Raw genomic sequence first — 19,677 nt, forward strand, 5'->3', positions numbered from 1 at the left:
GGTCGAATGCGCCGCCTCCTAGAATGGCGCGATGGAGATCCTGATCGTCATCGGCTTCATCGTCGTGATCGTCGTCGTGGTTCTGTGGGTTCGTCACGCGTTGCGCTCGATGCGCCCTGAAGCGCCTTCGATCCATCCCGCCGGGCAGGGCCCGCTTCAGCCCGCGGCCCAGCCGACCGCGGTGACAGCTGAGGCCGCGCACGAGATCGAACGGCTTCTCTCGCAGGGTCAGAAGATCACGGCGATCAAGCTGATGCGTGAGCAGACCGGCCTCGGGCTCGCGGAGGCGAAGAACCTCATCGACACCTGGCCGAACGGAGTCAGCGTCGCCCAGCGTCGATTCGCCCCGTACCTCGCCTCACCGACGGCTGCCGTGCCGCCGCCCGCCCCCCGCGGCGTGCTGCCCCCCGACATCATCGCGCAGATCGACCATCTCGTCGCCGCAGATCAGAAGATCCACGCGATCAAGCTCTTTCGGGCGGCGACCGGAGTCGGTCTCAAGGAGGCCAAAGACCGCATAGACGCCTGGGTTCCGCGAGGCAACGCGAACTGAACCTGTCACTACAGCATTCGGGGATGCACGAGAATGGAATCACCACCGATCGAGGAGCTTTCCATGACCGACCGTCTCGCCCGCGCCCGCGCAACCGGCGTCCTCGCCGTACTGCGCGCACCTTCCGCCGAGTCGGCGCTTGACGCCGCCGAGGCGATCATCCGCGGCGGCGTCGCGGGCATCGAGGTCACCTACTCGACACCCGATGCTCCTGCCGTGATCCGCGAGCTCATCGCCCGCCACGGCGACGCCGCCTATGTCGGTGCCGGCACCGTGACGACGATCGAACAGGCGACGGCCGCCGCGGACGCAGGAGCCGAGTTCCTGGTGAGCCCCGGGACGCTGCCCGATCTCACCCGCGCCATGCTCGACACCGGCCGCGTCGTGATGACCGGTGCCATGACACCGACCGAGGTCATGGGTGCGCTCGCGCTCGGTGTCGACGTCGTGAAGATCTTCCCCGCCTCTCTCGGCGGCCCCTCCTACCTCGGAGCACTGCGCGGACCGTTCCCCGATGCTCCGCTCATGCCCACCGGCGGCGTGAAGCCCGACAACCTCGCCGAGTGGTTCGCCGCGGGCGCGGTGGCCGTCGGCGCGGGCGGCGACCTCGCGAACTCCGCATCGATCAAGACCGGCGACTGGGCCGACCTCACGGCGCGCGCGGAGGCCTTCGCCGCAGCGCTCGCCGCCGTACGCGGCTGATCCGAGCTGCCGGACAGACATGGTGGACCACCCAGGTGAGACGAATGCTGCTGACCATACTGCTGCTCACCCTGGCAGTCGGTGCAGCCGCCTGTTCACCGACGACCGACCTTGAGGAACCTGGTGTGAACACTCCCGCCGAACAGCGCCTGCTCGCCGCCGCTTCCACCGGAGACGTCGAAGGTGTGCGCACCGCACTCCGAGACGGCGCCGACCTGGAAACGCGCGGCGAGAACGGGATGACCGCGCTCATCATCGCCGCCAAGGCGAACCACGTCGAGGCCGCGCGCACGCTCATAGAGGCCGGCGCCGACGTCAACGCGCAGGACGACATCCAGGACTCCGCATACCTCTACGCCGGAGCACGCGGCCACGATGAGATCCTCCGGCTCACGCTCGAGAGCGGCGCAGACCTGTCGAGCACGAACCGTTTCGGCGGGACAGCACTCATCCCGGCATCCGAACGGGGTCTGCTCAGCACCGTGCAGATCCTGCTCGACGCCGGCGTCGATCCGAACCACGTCAACAATCTGGACTGGACGGCATTGCACGAGGCGATCGTCCTGGGCGACGGATCAGATGCCTATGTCGAGGTCGTCCGCGCGTTGCTCGCCGGCGGCGCAGATCCGGCAATCGCAGACGGCGAGGGCGCCTCGCCCCGCGAACTCGCCGCCGGCCGCGGATACGACGCAATCGTCGCCGTGCTCGACACCGCCCTGTGATGCCCGAACTTCTGCCGTGGGCGTGGGCCGTGCTGGCGCTCGCCGCGCTCGCGATCGGCCTCGCGAAGACCGCGATCCCCGGTGGTGGCATCCTGCCTGTCGCGCTCTTCGCGGCTGTGCTTCCGGCTCGCACCTCGACGGCGGCGCTGCTGCTCCTGCTCATCGTCGGCGACATGTTCGCACTGGTCGCCTATCGACGGCACGCGCACTGGCCGACGCTGCTGCGGCTGGCACCGGCGGTCGTCGCTGGCCTGGTGGCCGGGTTCGCCTTTCTCGCGATCGGTGATGACAACGTCGTGCGCCGCGCGATCGGCGTCATCCTGCTCGCGATGATCGCCGTGACGCTGTGGCGACGCTGGCGGCAGAGCAAGGCGGATGCCGAGACTGCCCCGCACGGGGTCGTGATCGCATCCACCTACGGCGCACTCGCCGGCTTCACGACCATGGTCGCCAACGCCGCCGGGCCGGTGATGTCGATGTACTTCCTCGCGATGCGCACTCCCGTGCAGGTGTTCCTCGGCACCTCGGCGTGGTTCTTCGCGATCGTGAACCTCGTGAAGGTGCCATTCCTCGCCGGCATCGGGCTGTTCAACGGCCCTGTGCTGCTGATGGACGCCGTGCTCATCCCGCTCGTCGTCATCGGCGCACTGCTCGGCATCCGACTCGCCCGCCGGATGAAGCAGCAGGTGTTCGACAAGATCGTGATCGGCCTGACGATCATCGGCGCCGTCTACCTGCTGTTCTGAGCCGGCGAGCAGCTACCCGAGGAAGATGTCCGGGAACAACCGGTCGTCCGGGGTGCCGGGAATCGCAGCGTAGCCGGAGAAGTCGGTCACGCCGTCGGCTTCCAGCACGTCCTCCACGATCAGGCTCTGCCCGGTGTACTCGGCCGCCGGCTTCGTGAGCACCGCGTAGGCGGCATCCGCATAGATCTCCGGCGTGCGACTCGCGGCCATCACCTTGTCACCGCCGAGCAGGTTCTGCACCGCAGCGGTCGCGATCGTCGTGCGTGGCCACAGCGTGTTGGCGGCGATGCCGTCTGAGGCGAACTCCGCCGCGAGCCCCAGCGTGACCATCGTCATGCCGAACTTCGCCAGCGAGTATCCGGTGTGCGCGCCGAGCCACTTCGGTGTCGGGTTGAGCGGCGGCGAGAGCGACAGGATGTGCGGGTTCGCGGCATCCTTCAGCTGCGGAATCGCCGCACGCGACAGCATGAACGTGCCCCGAACGTTGACGTCCTGCATCAGGTCGTACTTCTTCGCGCCGAGATCGAGCGAGCGCGACAGGTCGATGACGCTGGCGTTGTTGATCACGATGTCGATGCCGCCGAACTCGCCCTGCGTCTTCAGGACCGCCTCGGTGATGTCGTCGTCCTCACGCACGTCGCCGACGATGGGCAGCGCGTTGCCACCGGCGGCACGGATCTGCTCGGCCGCGGTGTGGATCGTGCCCTCGAGCTTCGGATGAGGTGTGTCGGTCTTCGCGAGCATCGCGATGTTCGCACCGTCCGCCGCGGCGCGCAGCGCGATCGCCAGTCCGATGCCGCGGCTGCCGCCCGACATCAGGATCGTCTTTCCTGCCAGTGTCATGGGGTCTCCTTGTCGATCGATGTCTTGCTTCGAATCGTTCACAGTGTTCGGTCTCCGCCGATCTGCAGCACTTTGTGTGATTCGAAAGGGGTGTCTTACTTCGGCGCCATGCGGATCGCGCCGTCCAGGCGGATCGTCTCGCCGTTCAGGTAGTCGTTCTCGACGATGCTCAGGGCGAGCGCGGCGTACTCGGATGGGCGCCCCAGACGCGCGGGATACGGCACCTGCTGCCCGAGCGACTCCTGCGCGGCTTCGGGGAGACCGGCGAGCATGGGGGTCTCCATGATGCCGGGAGCGATCGTGCAGACTCGGATGCTGTAGCGAGCGAGTTCACGTGCGATCGGCAATGTCATGGCGTGCACGCCGCCCTTCGACGCGGAGTACGCCGGCTGACCGATCTGCCCGTCGAACGCGGCGACGGACGCCGTGTTGATGATGACGCCTCTGTCACCTGACTCGGTCGGGTCGTTCTTCGCGATCACGGCGGACGCCTGCGAGATGACGTTGAACGTGCCCACGAGGTTGATGCGGATCACACGCTCGAAGTCCGCGAGAACGGCGGGGTTGCCTTCACGGTCGAGCACCTTCGCGGGCGGCGCGATGCCGGCGCAGTTCACGACGATGCGCAGTGGAGCCGCCGCGTTCGCGGCGACGACGGCTGCCGCGGCATCCTCCGCACTGGTGACGTCGCCGGCGGCGAACGTTCCGCCGAGTTCAGTGGCGAGGTCGGCGCCTGCCGATGACGGCAGGTCGAGCAGCGTGACGTGCGCGCCCGCTGCGGCGAGCGCACGAGCGGTGGCGAGGCCGAGGCCTGAGGCGCCACCCGTGATCAGTGCTGCGGATCCCTGGACCTGCATGTGTTCTCCTTCGAACGGTTTTTGCAACTCAGTTCCAGCATACGCAGTTCTCAGTTCCACCCTGGCGCTGTTCCGCAATCGGGTGTTGGGTGGAGGCATGCAACTGCGTCGCAAGCGAGCCTACGACACCGCTGCGTCGGCCGATGGGTTCCGTGTGCTGGTCGATCGGCTGTGGCCGCGCGGTGTCTCCAAGGAGCGGGCCGGCATCGACCTCTGGGCCAAGAACACCGCGCCCAGCCCTGACCTGCGAAAGGCATGGCACACGGCATCCGACGACGACTGGGGCATCTACGCAGACCGGTACCGGGCCGAACTGGCGAACGAGTCGGCGCCCGCGCTCGAGGACCTCACTGCGACGCTGAAGCAGCACGACGTCGTCACGCTCGTCTACGCCGCGCACGACCCGGAGCACAACCACGCGATCGTGCTGGAGGAAGCGCTGCGGAGACTGTTGTGACGGACCTGCGTGTTCACAACTCCTCACGTTTCCGCGATCCGAGGCACTGCGAGCGAAGAAGCCGACATTCTGCAACCATCGTTGAGGAGTTATGAGCACACGGAAGACAGCATGACGATCCCCGTCGGAGAGGTCGCGGTTCCGGCGCGCGTGGAGGCGCTCGCGGCCGGTGCAGACCTCACGCCCGTGTGGCACAACAACATCGGCGGCTTGACGTTCCGCACCGACGACGGGCGCTTCATCAAGTACGGTCCGCTCGACGACGAGGCGAACATGCGCGATGAAGCAGAGCGGATGCGCTGGGCATCGAGATGGATACGAGTGCCGGAGGTGATCGAGCAGGGACAGGAAGCCACTCACGAGTGGCTCGTCACGGTGGCGCTTCAGGGTGAGAGCGCCGTCGCGCCGCGCTGGATCGCGGAACCCGCCGCTGCCGTGCGTGCTGTCGGCGAAGCGCTGCGAGCACTGCACGACAGGCTTCCGGTGGACGAATGCCCGTGGACCTGGAGCGTGCCCGCCCGCATCGCGAACGCCGAGGCCAGGGGCATCCGCATTCCCGCCTCGCTGCGCGAGGCTCCGCCGATAGACAAGCTGGTCGTCTGCCACGGCGATGCCTGCGTTCCCAACACCCTGTTGGATGCCGGTGGCCGGTGGCTCGCGCACGTCGACTTCGCGGTACTCGGCACCGCCGACCGCTGGGCGGACATCGCGGTGGCATCCATGAGCACGTCCTGGAACTACGGCTCCGGATGGGAAGACGCGCTCATCGAGGCATACGGCGTCGAACCCGACCGCGAGCGGCTGGCGTACTACCGAGCGCTGTGGGACGCGACCTGATGGCTCATCCGATCATGTTCCACGAGGACGACCCGCTGCTCGCACGGGTACGCCAGATCGCGCTCGGGCTGCCGGAGGCCGATGAGAAGGTCAGTCACGGGCGTCCCACGTTCTTCACGCAGAAGGTGTTCTGCTACTTCGGCGGCTCGGTGCGCGCCGACGATGAATGGGTCGCGCATGACGCGGCGATCATGGTGCGTCCGGACCCCGCCGATGATCCCGCTCTGCGGCAGGACCCACGATTCTGGGTGCCTGCGTATCTCGGGCCCTCGGGATGGCTCGGGATCGACCTCGACGAGGAGACGGACTGGCAGGAGATCGCCGAACTCATCGACGCCTCCTATCGGGTGACAGCACCGCGGCGGCTGGTGCGAGAACTCGACGGGCGCTGACCGCTCAACTCCAGACGAACCGGAACGTGCCGAGCAGCACTGCCGCGGTGAGCGCGAGGGCCATGATCAGGGTGCCTCCGAGCAGCGCCACACCGTCACGTGCATGCAGACGGGACGGCCGGGACCACGTACGCGGGATGCCGGACCCGAACCCGCGCGCCTCCATCGCCATCGCGAGCTTCGTGCCGCGGCGCACCGCGAACACCAGCAGTACGAACGCCATCGAGAAGAAGCGTCTGAGCGCACCGCGATCACCCACACCACGCGCACGTCGGGCGAGGCCCATCGTGCGCCAGTCATCGAGGAACAGACCCAGCATCCTGGCACCGGCGAGGACGCCGAGCACGAATCGACTGGGCAGCTTCGCGACCTGCGCGAGAGCATCCGCCAGCTCGGTCGGGTCGGTGCGCCCGAACAGCAGGATCGTCGGCAGACCGAGGGCGACGACGCGGAGGGCCACAGCGATGGCCAGCTGGACCGACTCCTCGCTCACCGTCGCGAACCCCCAGCTCCAGTAGATGCGCCCTGCAGGCTCGGCGTACAGCAGCATGCTCAGCCCCGCGACCGGGGCGAAGATCATGATCGGCAGCATCCTTTTCAGCACGGTGCCCCATCGCAGACCGGTGAGCGGCAGGCACAGCAGCTGCAGTCCGATCGCGACGAGGCCGCTCACCACATCGATGGACGCGAACAGCGGCACGGACAGCAGCAGTGCGAGCACCAGCTTCGTCACCGGGTTCACGCCGTCGAGCCATGCGCGATGCACCGTCTCTTCGATCTCGACATCCGCGCTCATGCCGCCGGCTCCAGTACGATCCGATGCCCGCCGAGGTGCTGGATCACGCCCTCGTCGTGCGTGACGGCGACGACCGAAGTGCCCGACGCGATCTCCTCCTGCAGCAAGGAGACCAGCTCGATCCAGCCGCGCCGGTCCTGCCCGAAGGTCGGTTCGTCGAGCACGATCACCTCGGGCGATGCCGCGAGCACCGTCGCGACGGACAGCCGCCGCTTCTGCCCACCCGACAACGTGAACGGGTTCGCGAGCGCGAGGTGCGACAGGTGCAGGCGCTCGAGCAGCCCGTCGACGACGAATGCAGTACGGGCGGCGTCCCAGCCCAGCGCTCTCGGCCCGACGGCGAGTTCGTCACGCAGTGTCTGTGTGAGGAACTGATGCTCGGGCTCCTGGAACACTGTGCCGATGCGCGTGAGCAGTTCGCGCGATGTCCATCGGATCGGCCGACGCCCACCCCTGCCGGTAAGCGAGGATGCCGCGACGACCTCACCCGTGCGCTCGGGGATGAGACCTGCCAGCGTGAGAGCGAGGGTCGACTTGCCCACGCCGTTCGGACCCGTGATCACGGTCGCACTCCCCTGCGGCACGCGCACATCGAGCCCGGACTGCACGACGACACGCGGATCGCGCGCCACGGCGAGACCGGTCGCTTCGAGAACAGCGGATGCCGCGCCAGAGGCTACCGGCGTCACCGGCAGCTCGACATCCTGATCCGGTACCCACACCCCGGCATCCGCCAGCGCACGGCCGTGCTCAGCGAACACCTGCGCGGGTGAACCGTCTGCGAGCAGCCCGCCGCCGGCGGCGAGCACGATCACCCGGGTCATCAGGTCGACCCAGACCGGAGTGCGGTGCTCCACGACGATCAGCGTCGCGCCGGTGGCATCCACGACCCGCTCGACACTCGACCGGACCTCAGCGACCCCTTCCGGATCGAGATTCGCGGTCGGCTCGTCGAGCAGCAGCAGCCCTGGGCGCATCGCAAGCACGCCCGCGAGTACCAGCCGCTGCTTCTGACCGCCGGAAAGCGCCTTCGTCGCGTGCTGCAACGGCACGTCCAACCCCACGGCTTCGAGTGCGCCCGCCACACGCGCGGGGATCTCTGATGCCGGGATGCCGAGGTTCTCGCAGCCGAAGGCGACATCGTCGCCGACCTTCGACAGCACGATTCCCGCATCCGGATCCTGCATGACCAGGCCCACCTGCCCGCGGCGCGACTCTGGAGCGGCTCCATCGATCAGAAGAGCTCCGGTGCGTTCTCCCTCATCAGCATCGCCGAGCACTCCGGCGAGACCCGCCAGCAGGGTCGACTTTCCCGCGCCGGAGGCGCCGAGCAGCAGCACGCGCTCGCCTGGTTCGATCGTGAAGGTGGCATCGCTGACGGCGGGAAGCTTCCGTCCGGCGTAGCGCCACCCCCAGCCCGCGGCCTGCACGCGGGCCGGGGTGGCAGAAGTCATGTTCAGACCTCGCGTGCGAGTTCTCTGCCCGCGGCGAAGCGGCTGAGCGCTCCGGTCTTCGCCAGTGCGCGCACGAGCAACCAACCGACGACGCCGGCGAGGATCGCACCGGAGACGGCGACGCACACCAGATAGATCGTGTTGAACTCGAGCGACTTGAGGATGTTGGGCGAGCTGCCGTAGAAGAGCTCGAAGACCCACGCGGCGACCGCGGCGCCGACTCCGGCGAGGGCCGCGACACCGAGGCCGAAACGCCGGTACAGGAACAGCGCGAAGATGAGCTCTGCGCCGAGGCCCTGGACGAGTCCGGACAAGACGGTGGAAACGCCCCACACGTTGCCGATGAGCATCGAGACGATCGCGGCGACCACCTCGACGACGAGGGCCGCCCCCGGTTTGCGGATGACGAGGCCGCCGATGACGCCACCGATCAGCCAGATGCCGACGGCGATGCCGCCGAGCCCTGGGGTCAAGGCATCCGCAGCCCCGAACCACGCCCCGCCGACGACGTTCCACCCCCAGAAGAGCAGGCCGACCGCGACGCCGAGGACGGCGGCGACGACGATGTCGACGACGCGCCAGCGCCACGGATTCGCACCGGTGCCGATGGTCGTGGCGGCGGGCGTGCGTGTAGACGTGTTCATAGGAACTCCTCCCTGCGCTGGCATGACCCAGATCAGGTTCGACGGTCGAAGCGCTTTTCGCTCCCTCTCAGCCCGGCTCGCCGGACTCCCGTGGTTGTGATGACGATCATACTCAGGTTCGAAATCGCCCGCGCCGGCACCTGGGAGCAGCAGCGTCAAAGCACGGCAAGGCCACCGGATTCGGTACCGTGAACAAGTGACCATCGATGACGCGACGCCCGATACGGGAACCCTCACCCGGCGGGAGCTTCGTGCCAGCACCGGAGCAAGCAGTACCGTGCAGCCGCCGGCGCTGCCGTTCAGCGACACCGCGAACGCAACCGTTTCAGGCGATGCCGTCGTCGAACCCGCGACGAGCACCGGGGAAACAGCGCAAACGCCCGTGTCGGCCGCCGATTCCGTTTCCAGCGATGCCCGGCTCGATGACATCGAGACGGCGCTCGAGTCGGACGGCGACCAGGATGTCGACGAAGCGACCGCATCCGCTGCGCAGTGGGCCGACGAAGAGCGGACGGCCACCGCGTTCACCTGGCTCGACATCGACACCGTCGAGAAAGCCACTCACCCTGCGGATCTCGATCCAGTAACGATGCAGGAGACCGGACCCGATCTTCTCGCTGACGCGCACGTCCGCCCCGCACTGCTGCGGGCACGCTGGCTGGTGCCGCTCAGCGCTGTCGCCGCGCTCGCGCTGGCATACGTCGCGACAGTACTCCTGTGGCCTCTACATGAGGTGCCTCCGACGGTGGAGGTCCTGGAGATCGAGCAGATCACGGCGGAGCTCGCGACGCCCACCTGGCCGGTTGCGGGCAGCGCAGGCATCAGCGTCGCCGGGGTCTCCTCCGCATCGTCCGCCGCGGATGCCGTATCGATCGCCAGCGTGACGAAGGTCGTCACCGCCTTGATGGTGCTGGATCGGATGCCGCTGCAGCTCGGCGAGCAGGGGCCGGAGTTCGCCTTCACCTACAGCGACAGCGTCGAGTACTGGGACTATCGCCGCGGCGATCAGTCGGCGCTGGATGTACCGGTCGACGGCGTGCTGACCGAGTATCAGATGCTGCAGGGCACGCTTCTCGGATCTGCGAACAACTATGTCGATCGCCTCGCCCGCGAGATCTGGGGATCGGATGCGGAGTTCGCCGACGCCGCAGCGACCTGGCTCGCTGAGCGCGGATTATCCGGAATCACCATCGTGACGCCGTCCGGCTTCGACGAGGGCAACGTCGCGACTCCCGACGCCCTGCTGCAACTCGGCGAGCGCGCGATGCAGAACCCGGTCTTCGCGGAGATCGTCGGGACGGTCACTGCTGACATCCCCGGCGCTGGACTCGTCACGAACACCAACGGCATGCTGGCGGATCCGGGCGTCGTCGGCATCAAGACCGGCACGCTCGAGGGCTGGAGCATGCTCACGGCGAAAGACGTCACGATCGGGGACACGACCGTGCGTCTGTTCGCCTCCGTGCTGAACCAGGGCAGCAATGACGAGCGTCTCGCCGTGACGCGATCGCTGTTCACCGAAGTCGAGAATGCACTGCAGGACATGCCGGCGACTGTGCCGACCGGCACCGTGGTCGGCACGGTCGAAACCCTCTGGGGCTCGAACGTCGACCTCGTCACAGACGAAGATGCGACGGTTCTGCTGTGGAACGGAGCATCAGCCGACGCCAGTGCGACTCTCGCTCTGAGCGACGAGCGCGCTGCGGGCGACGAGGCCGGCAGCCTCAGCGTGAGCGGCCCCGTGGATGCCGTCGAGGTCAGTGTCTCGCTCGCAGATGAGCTCACGGGACCGAGCCCCTGGTGGCGGCTGACGCACCCGCTCGAACTTCTCGGCGTTGTGGCCGACTGACGCGCAGCCGGCCACAACCTCCGAACTCAGATCTGCGCCGATTCCTCGGCGTCGGCACCCGTCTTCACGACCGGCACCGCGCCCGTCGTCGCAGCCGGCTCCGCCTCTTCGGCGCCGACGACCGGAGTCGTGCCGGTGAGGGCCTCCTCGGCGTCGATGTCGGTGGCGGCCTGCTCGAACTGCGACTGGTACAGCCGCCAGTACGCACCCTGCGCCGCGATGAGCTCATCGTGCGAGCCCTTCTCGACGATGTCACCGTGCTCCATCACGAGGATGAGGTCGGCGTCGCGGATCGTCGACAGACGGTGCGCGATCACGAACGAGGTGCGCCCCTGACGCAGCGCCGCCATGGCGTGCTGCAGCAGCAGCTCGGTGCGAGTGTCGACAGCGCTCGTCGCCTCATCGAGGATGAGGATCGATGGCTTCGCCACGAATGCTCGCGCGATCGTGATGAGCTGACGCTCTCCAGCTGAGACGTTCGCCGCGTCCTCTTCGAGAACGGTCTCGTAGCCGTCGGGAAGCGCGTGCACGAAACGGTCGACGTAGGTCGCCTTCGCCGCGTCCAGCACCTCTTCGTCGGTCGCCGACGCACGGCCGTACCGGATGTTCTCCAGGATGGAACCTGCGAACAGCCAGGGATCCTGCAGCACCATGCCGGTGCGCGATCGCAACTCGGATCGTGTCACCTCGGAGATGTCCTGCCCATCCAGCAGGATGCGTCCGCCGCTGAGCTCGTAGAAGCGCATGATGAGGTTCACCAGCGTCGTCTTACCTGCGCCGGTGGGGCCCACGATCGCGACCGTCTGCCCCGGCTCCACCCGGAACGAGAGGTCATTGATCAGTGGGCGCTCCGGCGTGTACGAGAACGACACGTTCTCGAACTCGATGACGCCCTTGCCCTCGACGAGGGCCGGTGCATCTGCAGCATCAGGATCCTGCTCATCGGCGTCGAGGAAGTCGAAGACGCGCTCGGCCGAGGCGGTACCGGACTGCACGACGGCTGCCATGCCACCCAGTTCGCTCAGCGGCTGTGTGAACTGCTGCGAGTACTGGATGAAGGCCTGCACGTCGCCGAGGCGGAGTTGGCCGCTCGCGACCATCAGGCCTCCGAGCACCGCGATGCCGACGTAGGTGAGGCTGCCGACGAAGGTCATGGCCGGCATGATGATGCCGGACAGGAACTGCGCCTTGAAGCTCGCCTGGAAGAGCTCCTCGTTCTCGACCTGGAACTTGTCGAGTGCGTCCTTCTCACGTCCGTATACCTTCACCAGCGCGTGGCCGGAGAAGGCCTCCTCCACCCGCGCGTTGAGACGGCCGACCTTGCGCCACTGCGACCCGAAGGCCTTCTGCGAACGCGGGCCGATGACGCCGAAGATGACGCCCATGAGCGGCAACGCTACGAGGGCGACGAGCGCCAGCTGCCACGAGATGGAGAACATCATCACGAGCACGCCGATGACGGTGAGCACCGAGGTCAGCGCACCGGAGAGGGACTGCTGCATCGCCGTGGTGATGTTGTCGATGTCGTTCGTGACGCGCGAGATCAGTTCGCCGCGCTGCACCTTGTCGAAATACGACAGCGGCAGTCGGTTGATCTTCGCTTCGACGGATTCCCGCAGACGCCACATCGTACGCACCATGATCACGTTGATGACGTAGCCCTGGATCCAGCTCAGCAGGGCGGCACCGACGTAGATGGCGAGCACGGCGACGATGATCCAGCGCAGACGCTCGAAATCGATGCCTGCGCCGACCTGGAAGTCGGTGAACGCCGCGACCATGTTGGCGAAGTCGTCCTGCCCCTGCGACCGCAGGATCTCCACGACCTGGTCCTGCGGCGTGCCGGCCGGCACGCCATTGTCGGCGAGCGTCTTGGAGATGAATCCCTCGTAGATGAGGTTGGTGGCCTCACCGAGCACCTTGGGCGCGGCGACCGTCAGCACGACGCCGAGCGCGCCGAGGATGGAGACGAAGACGAACCAGACGGCTGAGGGCTTCAGCAGTCCGATCATCCTGGCGAAGCTCTTGCCGAAGTTGTCGGCCTTGCCCGGCGCCGGCGCATCCCAACCACCGGCGTCGAGGCGCGCCGCATCGGCGAGTTCCGCTTCGTACTGCTCTTCTGCAGTGAGCTGCTCTGGCGTGCTCATGCGTCAACTCCCAGCTGCGATTCGACGATCTCTCGGTACGTGTCGTTGGATGCGAGCAACTCGTCGTGAGTGCCGACGCCGACCATCGCGCCGCCATCGAGGACCACGATGCGATCAGCATCCATGATGCTCGACACACGCTGCGCGACGACGATCTTCGTCACTCCCGGAAGCTCACGCCACAGTGCCTGTCTCAGCCGGGCGTCGGTCGTGAGGTCGAGCGCGGAGAACGAATCATCGAAGATGAGGATCTCCGGCTGATGCACGATGGCCCTCGCGATCGCGAGCCGCTGGCGCTGCCCGCCGGAGACATTCGTCCCGCCCTGAGCGATGCGCGATTCGAGACCATCGGGCATCTCCTCGACGAAATCGCGTCCTTGCGCGATCTCGAGCGCGTGCCACAGTTCTTCATCTGTGGCTTCTTCTCGCCCGTACCGCAGGTTCGACGCCACCGTTCCGGTGAACAGGAAGGGTCGCTGCGGCACCAGACCGATGCTCTTCCACAGCGCGTCCACATCGGCCTCGCGCACATCGGTGCCGTTCACGCGCACACCGCCGCCGGTGACGTCGAACAGCCGCGGGATCAGCGACACGAGTGTGGTCTTGCCTGCGCCGGTGGAGCCGACGATCGCGACCGTCTCGCCCTTGTTCGCGCCGAAAGAGATACCGGAAAGAACCGGAGACTCAGCTCCCGGATAGGTGAACTCGACGTCTTCGAGCATGACGGTGCCGGGGGCGCTGAAGTCGACGACCCCGTTGTCAGGACGGTGCATGCTGGACTCCGCGTTCAGCACCTCGCCGACACGCTCGGCGGAGACAGCCGCGCGCGGGATCATCATCGCCATGAAGCTCGACATGATCACACCCATCATGATCTGACCGATGTACTGCATGAAGGCGAACAGCGTGCCGACCTCGACGTTGCCCGCATTGATCTCGATACCGCCGAACCAGATCACGCCGACGACGGTGACGTTGAGGATCAGCATGAACAGCGGGAAGAGCAGGACGAACAGCGAGCCGATCTTGCGCCCGAGAATCATGAGTTCCGTGTTCGTCTCGCGGAAACGCTGTTCCTCGATGGGCTCGCGGACGAATGCGCGAACGACCCGCACGCCGGTGAGCTGCTCGCGCATGACGCGGTTGATCGCATCGAGCTGCTTCTGGTTGCGGCGGAACAGCGGGACCATGCGGCCGATGACGAGGACGGCGGCGATCAGCAGAGCCGGCACCGATACGGCGATCAGCCAGCTCAGCCCGACGTCCTGCTGGACGGCCATGATGATGCCGCCGATGGCGAGCAGCGGGGCGGTGACGAACATCGTCGCGCCCATCATCGCCAGCATCTGCACCTGCTGCACATCGTTGGTGTTGCGTGTGATCAGCGAGCCGGCGCCGAACTGCGACACCTCACGCTCCGAGAAGCCGCTCACGCGGGAGAAGACGTCGGCGCGGATGTCGCGTCCGACACTCATGGCCGCCTTGGCAGCGAAATATGTCGCGACGATCGAGCAGACGATCTGACCGAGCGAGACCAGGAGCATGAATGCGCCGGTGCGCCAGATGTAGCCGGTGTCGGCCTGAGCGACGCCGTTGTTGATGATGTCGGCGTTCAGGCGGGGAAGGTAGAGCGTGGCGAGCGCGCTGGCGAACTGGAAGACCAGCACACCGACGAGCAGCCACCTGTATTTGGAGAGATAGCGGACGAGGAGTTTTCCGAGCATGAAAGTGTCCTTGTGGGATAGGGGCAGCGAGTGCCACAGAACAGATTGTCACGAAGCTCGGACATTCGTAACGACGAAGGAGGATTATCCGCTCAGGGCGAACGAACCGCTGGTCACCAGCGGATTCTGCACGGTGTCCAGCAAACCTCGGCGGGCTGTTCAGCCGAAGAGAGGCACCTCTGGCGCATACGCGCGGGCCGCAGCACCGGCGTCCGGCTCCAACTCCGCGAGGGTGGCAGGCCGCCATTTCGGCGAGCGGTCCTTGTCCACCAGCTGCGCGCGGATCCCCTCCATGAGATCGGGGTGGTGCGTCCCGAACCAGAGCACCCGACGGTACTCGCCGATCAGCGCATCGCGCAGCTCGCCCTCGCGGGCCTCGCGGACGGCGTCCAGCGTGACGGCGATCCCGGTCGGTGAGAGCTCGGCGAGCGTCGCCGCCGTGGCGGATGCCGCGGGCTCGGGCCGCGCGGAGAGCCGCTGCATGACCTCGCCGATCGTGTCGGCCGAGAAGACTTCGTCGATCCAGCCGCGCTCATCCGCGAGAGGCGAACGCTCCGGCGTGTCATCGAACAGCAGCACGAGCTCGGACGGGCTGGTCGGATCGGCGCGCTTGCCGAGAGCCTCGCGCAGTTCGTCGAGGTGCGTCGACGGCACGTAATAGTCGGCGAAGCCCGCGTACACGGCATCCTCTCCCGTCATGGTGGCACCGGTGAGTCCCAGGTACTCGCCGATGCGGCCGGGGGCGCGACTGAGCAGATACGTGCCACCGACGTCGGGGGTGAACCCGATCCTGGTCTCCGGCATGGCCAGGCGGCTTCGCTCGGTCACGACGCGGATGGCCGCGTGCCCTGCGAGCCCGATTCCGCCGCCCATCGTGATGCCGTCCGCGAAGGCGACGACCGTCTTCGGGTACTGCGCGATCATGAGGTTCAGCGCGTACTCCTCGCGGAAGAAATCGCTGACCCCTTCATACCGGCCGCCCGCGATCTGCTCGTAGAGTCCCCGCACGTCGCCGCCGGCGCACAGACCGCGTTCGCCTGCACCGTCGATGAGCACGATGTCGATGTCGGTGTCATCACGCCACCGATCGAGGGCGGCCGTGAGCTGACGGATCATGTCGAGATCGAGCGCGTTGATCGCCTTCGGGCGGTTCAGCGTGAGCCGCCCCAGCGATCCCTCGGTGCGGACGAGAACGGTGGATGCCGCGGTGTTGTCAGTCACGAATGCCACGTTACTCGTCTGTTTCTTCACGCTTCGCACAGTGCCGACGCGAGATTCTGCGTGTTTTCCGACAAGATAGAGAGAACGCCCATCGCAGGAAAGGCCCCGGATGCCAGACGGACAGCTGATCGAGTTCGACCACGTGACGAAGCGCTTCGGCGCAGTCGCCGCGGTGTCTGACTTCTCCGCGCGCGTCAACCCTGGTGTGGTGACGGGCTTCCTCGGCCCGAACGGCGCGGGCAAGACCACCACGTTGCGGATGCTGGTCGGCCTCGAGCGCCCGACCATCGGCACGACGAAGATCGGTGGCAAGCGCTTCTCCGAGCTGCGCGACCCGGCTCGCGTGATCGGGGCGATGCTCGAGAACCCGGGCTTCCGCGCCCGTCGCACGGTCGAGCGTCATCTCATCGCGGCGGCCAAGGCCAACAGCATCCCGCTGTCGCGCGTCGGTGAGCTCATCTCTTTCGTCGGCCTCGGCGATGACGTCGAGACGCGGATCGCCGCGCTCTCACTCGGCATGCGCCAGCGCCTGAGCGCGGCGACGGCACTGCTCGGCGACCCGGGCGTGCTCGTGCTCGACGAACCGGCGAACGGTCTCGATCCTGAGGGCATCCGCTGGATGCGCACTCTCATCCGCGGCCTCGCCGATGAGGGTCGCACCGTGCTCGTCTCCTCTCATGTGCTCTCCGAAGTCGAGCAGACCGCCGACGCGATCCTCGTCATCGCGAGCGGCAAGCTGAAGTTCGCCGGCACCATGGAAGACCTCGCCGACCCGACCGCCGGCCCCGTGGTGGTCGACGCCGCCGACCGCTCCGCGCTCTCGAAGGCGCTGCGCGGTGCAGGCTTCGAGTTCGAGGTCCTGCGCTCCGGGCTGACAGTACGCGGCAGCGATGCTGCCACGATCGGTGCGGTCACCGCCGGTGCCGGCGTGGCCCTGACCACGCTGCAGCAGCGCGGACCCACCCTTGAAGACGTCTTCCTCGACCTCGTGAACGACCGGCACGTGCGTCCCGCGAAGAGCGTGGCAGGTGCCGCTCCCGCGGCGGTCGCGCCCGCGTCTGCTTCGGACGCAGACGAGCCGGCGACTCACGCGGACGACGCCACAGCCGCCCTGTTCGGCACGGTCGAAGCATCCGAACGCGACGAGGACTCGATCGCCGAGACCGTGGACCGGCCCACCGAGCCCGAGGGGTCCGAGGGGTCCGAGGATCAGCCGGCCGACGAGGCCGAGGACGACGCCGGGTCGTCGCCCGCAGATGCTGCAGATTCCGATGACGCGAATTCCGCACAAGACGGCACCGCCGCGGAGCCCGCCGATACGGCGGAAGACGCGTCCGGCGCTGGTGATACCGCAGACGTTGACACCGCCCCTCGGGAAGACGCCCGCCCGCTCCCCGGCATCGCCGGACTCGCGGCCGTCGCCAGCCTGTTCAACACCCCGGCGACGGCTTCGGCTGCCGATGACGACGCCGACGACGCCGAAGGCCACGTCGACGCAGAGCAGCCATCGACGGATGCGATCGACGATGCGGATGCCGACGCTGCGGACGCGGACAGCGACGACTCGGACGTGACCCGCGTCATCGAGGTCATCCCCGCCGCCGACGCCGAGCCGTCAGCATCCGACGTCGTCGCCGACGTGCCGCTGGCGGAATCAGAATCGGCTGGGACTCTCGACGAGACCGATCCGACTGATGAGTTCTTCGACGCGTTCACCGGCGACCCGTCTTCCGAGGATGACGACGAACAGGAACCGTCGTCCGACGAAGAGTCGGAAGACGACGACCTGGAGAACGCCGGTTCAGAAGGCGACGACGCAGACGGCGACGAGCACGACGGCGACGAGCCACCGCACGAACAGCGCTGAGTTCAGACGGGGCGCGGCCTGATGACCGGACGCTGACGCCCCTTCACGACCGGTATCGGAGCCGTGCTGGCGATCTCCACCACATCGACCGGCTCTTCTGTGACCTCGAGTCGGAGCGCCTGCGTCAGGGCGAGGCCGTGCCTGGTCGTGAAGATCAGCCGCTGGAACTGCTCATCGCCTTCGAGGTCGATGACCACGCTCGGACGATGCCGGCGGATGAGCACGAAGTCGGTCGACGCCGCGGCCTTCCACGTGCCGGCAGCGAGGATGCTCGGGATATGGGTGCCTGGCCCCGGCACCCCGCGCAGCCACGTCCATGCGTCATCGGTGAGCTGCACCTTGGTGATGGTGTCGCGCGACACCTTCACGTTCTCACGGTGAAACGTCGCAGCGCGCTCGAGCGGAGAGAGCACAACCTCAAGCTGTGTCTGATCCAGCAGCAACGTCACCATGCACCCAGTCTGCCAGCGACGCCCCGCAAACTGTCTGCGACTTCCTCACAGGACCACAACAATCCGCTTGTGCGATTCCGCCAGGAGTTATGAACGCGAAGCGGATGCTGCGGCAGCGGCCGCCGCGGGGAGCGCGCGCTCGATGCGGGTCAGCGCCTCGTCGTCGTGTGCGGCCGTGAGGAACCAGGCCTCGAACACGCTCGGAGGCAGGGCGACGCCCTGCTCGCGCATCGCATGGAAGAAGGGTGCGTAGCGGAATGCCTCCTGCGCCTGCGCCTCCGCATAGGTGTGCGGTGCCTTCTCCGCGAACACCACGCCGAACAGGTTGCCGGCGCGCGGCACGGCATGCACGACGCCCGCGTCGGTGAGGGCTGCATCCAGGGCGTCCGCGACTCGAGCGGCCGCGGCATCCACCCGGGCGTACACGGCAGGCGTCGCGAGGCGCAGCGTCGCAAGGCCGGCAGCGACCGACAGCGGGTTCCCCGACAGCGTGCCCGCCTGGTAGACCGGGCCGGTGGGTGCGAGCAGATCCATCACATCGGCGCGACCGCCGATGGCCGCGAGAGGCATGCCGCCGCCGACGACCTTGCCGAACGTGATGATGTCGGGCAGGTACTCCTCGCCGAGCGACGCCTGCAGCGCCCAGAATCCGGCGTGGTGCACACGGAAGCCGGTGAGCACCTCGTCGAGGATCATCAACGCACCATTCGCATGCGCCGTGTCGGCGATGAAGCGGTTGAAGCCGGGGTCGGGTTCGACAACGCCCATGTTCGCGGCTGCGGCCTCGACGATGACGGCGGCGATGCGGCCCGCATGCTCGGCGAAGACGGCCTCGAGCGCGGCGCGGTCGTTGTAGCCGATCACGAGCGTCTGCGCCGCGATGGGGGCGGGCACACCGGCTGAGCCGGGCAGGGCCAGCGTCGCGACGCCTGAGCCCGCTTCCGCCAGAAGTCCGTCGGAATGTCCGTGGTAGTGCCCGGCGAACTTCACCAGCAGGTCGCGGCCCGTAGCGCCGCGCGCGAGGCGGATCGCCGTCATGGTCGCCTCGGTGCCGGTGGAGACCAGACGGACGCGTTCGATCGGGGCGAGATCTCCCACCCGCACGCGCTCGGTGATCAACCGCGCCAGTTGGACTTCACCCTCCGTCGGTGCTCCGAAGGAGAGACCGCGGGTCGCTGCCTCCTGCACGGCGGCGACGACATCCGGGTGCGCGTGACCCAGCAGAGCGGGGCCCCACGACGCGACGAGGTCGACGTACTCGTTGCCGGCGGCATCGGTGACCGTCGCACCCTTCGCGGATGCCAGGAACCGCGGAGTGCCGCCGACGGAGCCGTACGCCCGCACCGGCGAGTTCACACCGCCGGGGGTCACGGTGCGTGCGGCAGCGAACAGGTCGTCGTTGCGGTCGTTCATG

General features: G+C 67.5%; 19 protein-coding genes and 1 riboswitch. Of the genes, 9 read left to right on the forward strand and 10 right to left on the reverse strand.

The genetic code is table 11. The features are described from left to right. The first annotated feature begins 31 nt into the window (after positions 1–31). The 4 genes from QFZ46_RS05650 (at position 32) to QFZ46_RS05665 (ending at position 2,723) form a co-directional block, all read left to right on the forward strand. Positions 32–553: a ribosomal protein L7/L12 gene (locus tag QFZ46_RS05650; RefSeq protein WP_307359220.1), complete on the forward strand. Its 522-nt coding sequence runs from the start codon at positions 32–34 to the stop codon at positions 551–553. 63 nt (positions 554–616) lie between these two features. After that, the gene (locus QFZ46_RS05655; protein WP_307359223.1) at positions 617–1,255 is read left to right on the forward strand and encodes a bifunctional 4-hydroxy-2-oxoglutarate aldolase/2-dehydro-3-deoxy-phosphogluconate aldolase; all 639 of its coding nucleotides are present in this window, start codon (positions 617–619) and stop codon (positions 1,253–1,255) included. A gap of 44 nt (positions 1,256–1,299) precedes the next feature. After that, the gene (locus tag QFZ46_RS05660) at positions 1,300–1,977 is read left to right on the forward strand and encodes an ankyrin repeat domain-containing protein (protein WP_307359226.1); all 678 of its coding nucleotides are present in this window, start codon (positions 1,300–1,302) and stop codon (positions 1,975–1,977) included. Continuing rightward, the gene (locus QFZ46_RS05665; RefSeq protein WP_307359228.1) at positions 1,977–2,723 is read left to right on the forward strand and encodes a sulfite exporter TauE/SafE family protein; all 747 of its coding nucleotides are present in this window, start codon (positions 1,977–1,979) and stop codon (positions 2,721–2,723) included. Before QFZ46_RS05660 ends, QFZ46_RS05665 begins: the two co-directional genes overlap by 1 nt. Positions 2,724–2,735: 12 nt before the next feature. On the opposite strand, the gene QFZ46_RS05670 is transcribed toward QFZ46_RS05665, so the two are convergent. Then, a complete protein-coding gene (locus QFZ46_RS05670) occupies positions 2,736–3,566 on the reverse strand; it encodes an SDR family oxidoreductase (protein WP_307359230.1) in 831 nt (276 codons plus the stop codon). Positions 3,567–3,661: 95 nt separating this feature from the next. Continuing rightward, positions 3,662–4,423: an SDR family NAD(P)-dependent oxidoreductase gene (locus QFZ46_RS05675; protein ID WP_307359232.1), complete on the reverse strand. Its 762-nt coding sequence runs from the start codon at positions 4,421–4,423 to the stop codon at positions 3,662–3,664. Positions 4,424–4,520: 97 nt separating this feature from the next. Here QFZ46_RS05675 and QFZ46_RS05680 point away from each other — a divergent pair, with 97 nt between their 5' ends. The 3 genes from QFZ46_RS05680 (at position 4,521) to QFZ46_RS05690 (ending at position 6,109) form a co-directional block, all read left to right on the forward strand. After that, positions 4,521–4,880, forward strand: coding sequence for a DUF488 domain-containing protein (locus QFZ46_RS05680; RefSeq protein WP_307359236.1), 360 nt, complete (start codon positions 4,521–4,523; stop codon positions 4,878–4,880). A gap of 111 nt (positions 4,881–4,991) precedes the next feature. Beyond that, positions 4,992–5,717, forward strand: coding sequence for an aminoglycoside 3'-phosphotransferase (locus QFZ46_RS05685; RefSeq protein ID WP_307359239.1), 726 nt, complete (start codon positions 4,992–4,994; stop codon positions 5,715–5,717). Beyond that, entirely contained in the window at positions 5,717–6,109 is a 393-nt protein-coding gene (locus tag QFZ46_RS05690; protein ID WP_307359242.1) for an MmcQ/YjbR family DNA-binding protein, read from the forward strand. Before QFZ46_RS05685 ends, QFZ46_RS05690 begins: the two co-directional genes overlap by 1 nt. 4 nt (positions 6,110–6,113) lie before the next feature. Here the strand turns inward: QFZ46_RS05690 and QFZ46_RS05695 are convergent, their stop codons facing one another. The 3 genes from QFZ46_RS05695 to QFZ46_RS05705 form a co-directional block, all read right to left on the reverse strand. Continuing rightward, a complete protein-coding gene (locus QFZ46_RS05695) occupies positions 6,114–6,905 on the reverse strand; it encodes an energy-coupling factor transporter transmembrane component T family protein (RefSeq protein WP_307359244.1) in 792 nt (263 codons plus the stop codon). Then, positions 6,902–8,359 carry an ABC transporter ATP-binding protein gene (locus QFZ46_RS05700; protein ID WP_307359246.1) on the reverse strand — a complete coding sequence of 486 codons (1,458 nt, stop codon included), beginning with the start codon at positions 8,357–8,359 and terminating at the stop codon, positions 6,902–6,904. The genes QFZ46_RS05695 and QFZ46_RS05700 overlap by 4 nt, the downstream gene beginning before the upstream one ends. Before the next feature lie 2 nt (positions 8,360–8,361). Continuing rightward, positions 8,362–9,003 (reverse strand): ECF transporter S component, encoded by a 642-nt coding sequence (locus QFZ46_RS05705; protein ID WP_307359248.1) that lies wholly within the window; start codon positions 9,001–9,003, stop codon positions 8,362–8,364. Then, positions 8,994–9,105, reverse strand: a riboswitch (TPP riboswitch). (Overlaps the previous gene by 10 nt.) Positions 9,106–9,199: 94 nt before the next feature. On the opposite strand from QFZ46_RS05705, the gene QFZ46_RS05710 reads away from it, so the two are divergent. Then, complete coding sequence (locus QFZ46_RS05710) at positions 9,200–10,852, forward strand: D-alanyl-D-alanine carboxypeptidase family protein (protein ID WP_307359250.1); 1,653 nt, start codon at positions 9,200–9,202, stop codon at positions 10,850–10,852. Positions 10,853–10,878: 26 nt separating this feature from the next. Here the strand turns inward: QFZ46_RS05710 and QFZ46_RS05715 are convergent, their stop codons facing one another. From QFZ46_RS05715 to QFZ46_RS05725, 3 genes are all read right to left on the reverse strand, one after another. Further along, positions 10,879–12,999 (reverse strand): ABC transporter ATP-binding protein, encoded by a 2,121-nt coding sequence (locus QFZ46_RS05715; protein ID WP_307359252.1) that lies wholly within the window; start codon positions 12,997–12,999, stop codon positions 10,879–10,881. After that, positions 12,996–14,723: an ABC transporter ATP-binding protein gene (locus tag QFZ46_RS05720; RefSeq protein WP_307359255.1), complete on the reverse strand. Its 1,728-nt coding sequence runs from the start codon at positions 14,721–14,723 to the stop codon at positions 12,996–12,998. The genes QFZ46_RS05715 and QFZ46_RS05720 overlap by 4 nt, the downstream gene beginning before the upstream one ends. 159 nt (positions 14,724–14,882) lie before the next feature. Beyond that, positions 14,883–15,944, reverse strand: a complete 1,062-nt coding sequence (locus QFZ46_RS05725) for an enoyl-CoA hydratase/isomerase family protein (RefSeq protein WP_307359256.1) — start codon at positions 15,942–15,944, stop codon at positions 14,883–14,885. Positions 15,945–16,053: 109 nt separating this feature from the next. Between QFZ46_RS05725 and QFZ46_RS05730 the strand changes: the two genes are divergently transcribed. Next, on the forward strand, positions 16,054–17,811 hold the full coding sequence (locus QFZ46_RS05730; protein ID WP_307359258.1) for an ABC transporter ATP-binding protein: 1,758 nt from the start codon (positions 16,054–16,056) through the stop codon (positions 17,809–17,811). A 2-nt stretch (positions 17,812–17,813) separates the two neighbouring features. Here the strand turns inward: QFZ46_RS05730 and QFZ46_RS05735 are convergent, their stop codons facing one another. Together QFZ46_RS05735 and QFZ46_RS05740 are read right to left on the reverse strand one after the other, a co-directional pair. Then, entirely contained in the window at positions 17,814–18,263 is a 450-nt protein-coding gene (locus QFZ46_RS05735; RefSeq protein WP_307359261.1) for a hypothetical protein, read from the reverse strand. Positions 18,264–18,350: 87 nt separating this feature from the next. Next, a complete protein-coding gene (locus tag QFZ46_RS05740; protein ID WP_307359263.1) occupies positions 18,351–19,676 on the reverse strand; it encodes a glutamate-1-semialdehyde 2,1-aminomutase in 1,326 nt (441 codons plus the stop codon). Position 19,677 lies beyond the last annotated feature (1 nt).

It is taken from the genome of Microbacterium murale, from assembly GCF_030815955.1.
In the GTDB taxonomy this organism is placed as follows: Bacteria; Actinomycetota; Actinomycetes; order Actinomycetales; family Microbacteriaceae; genus Microbacterium; species Microbacterium murale_A.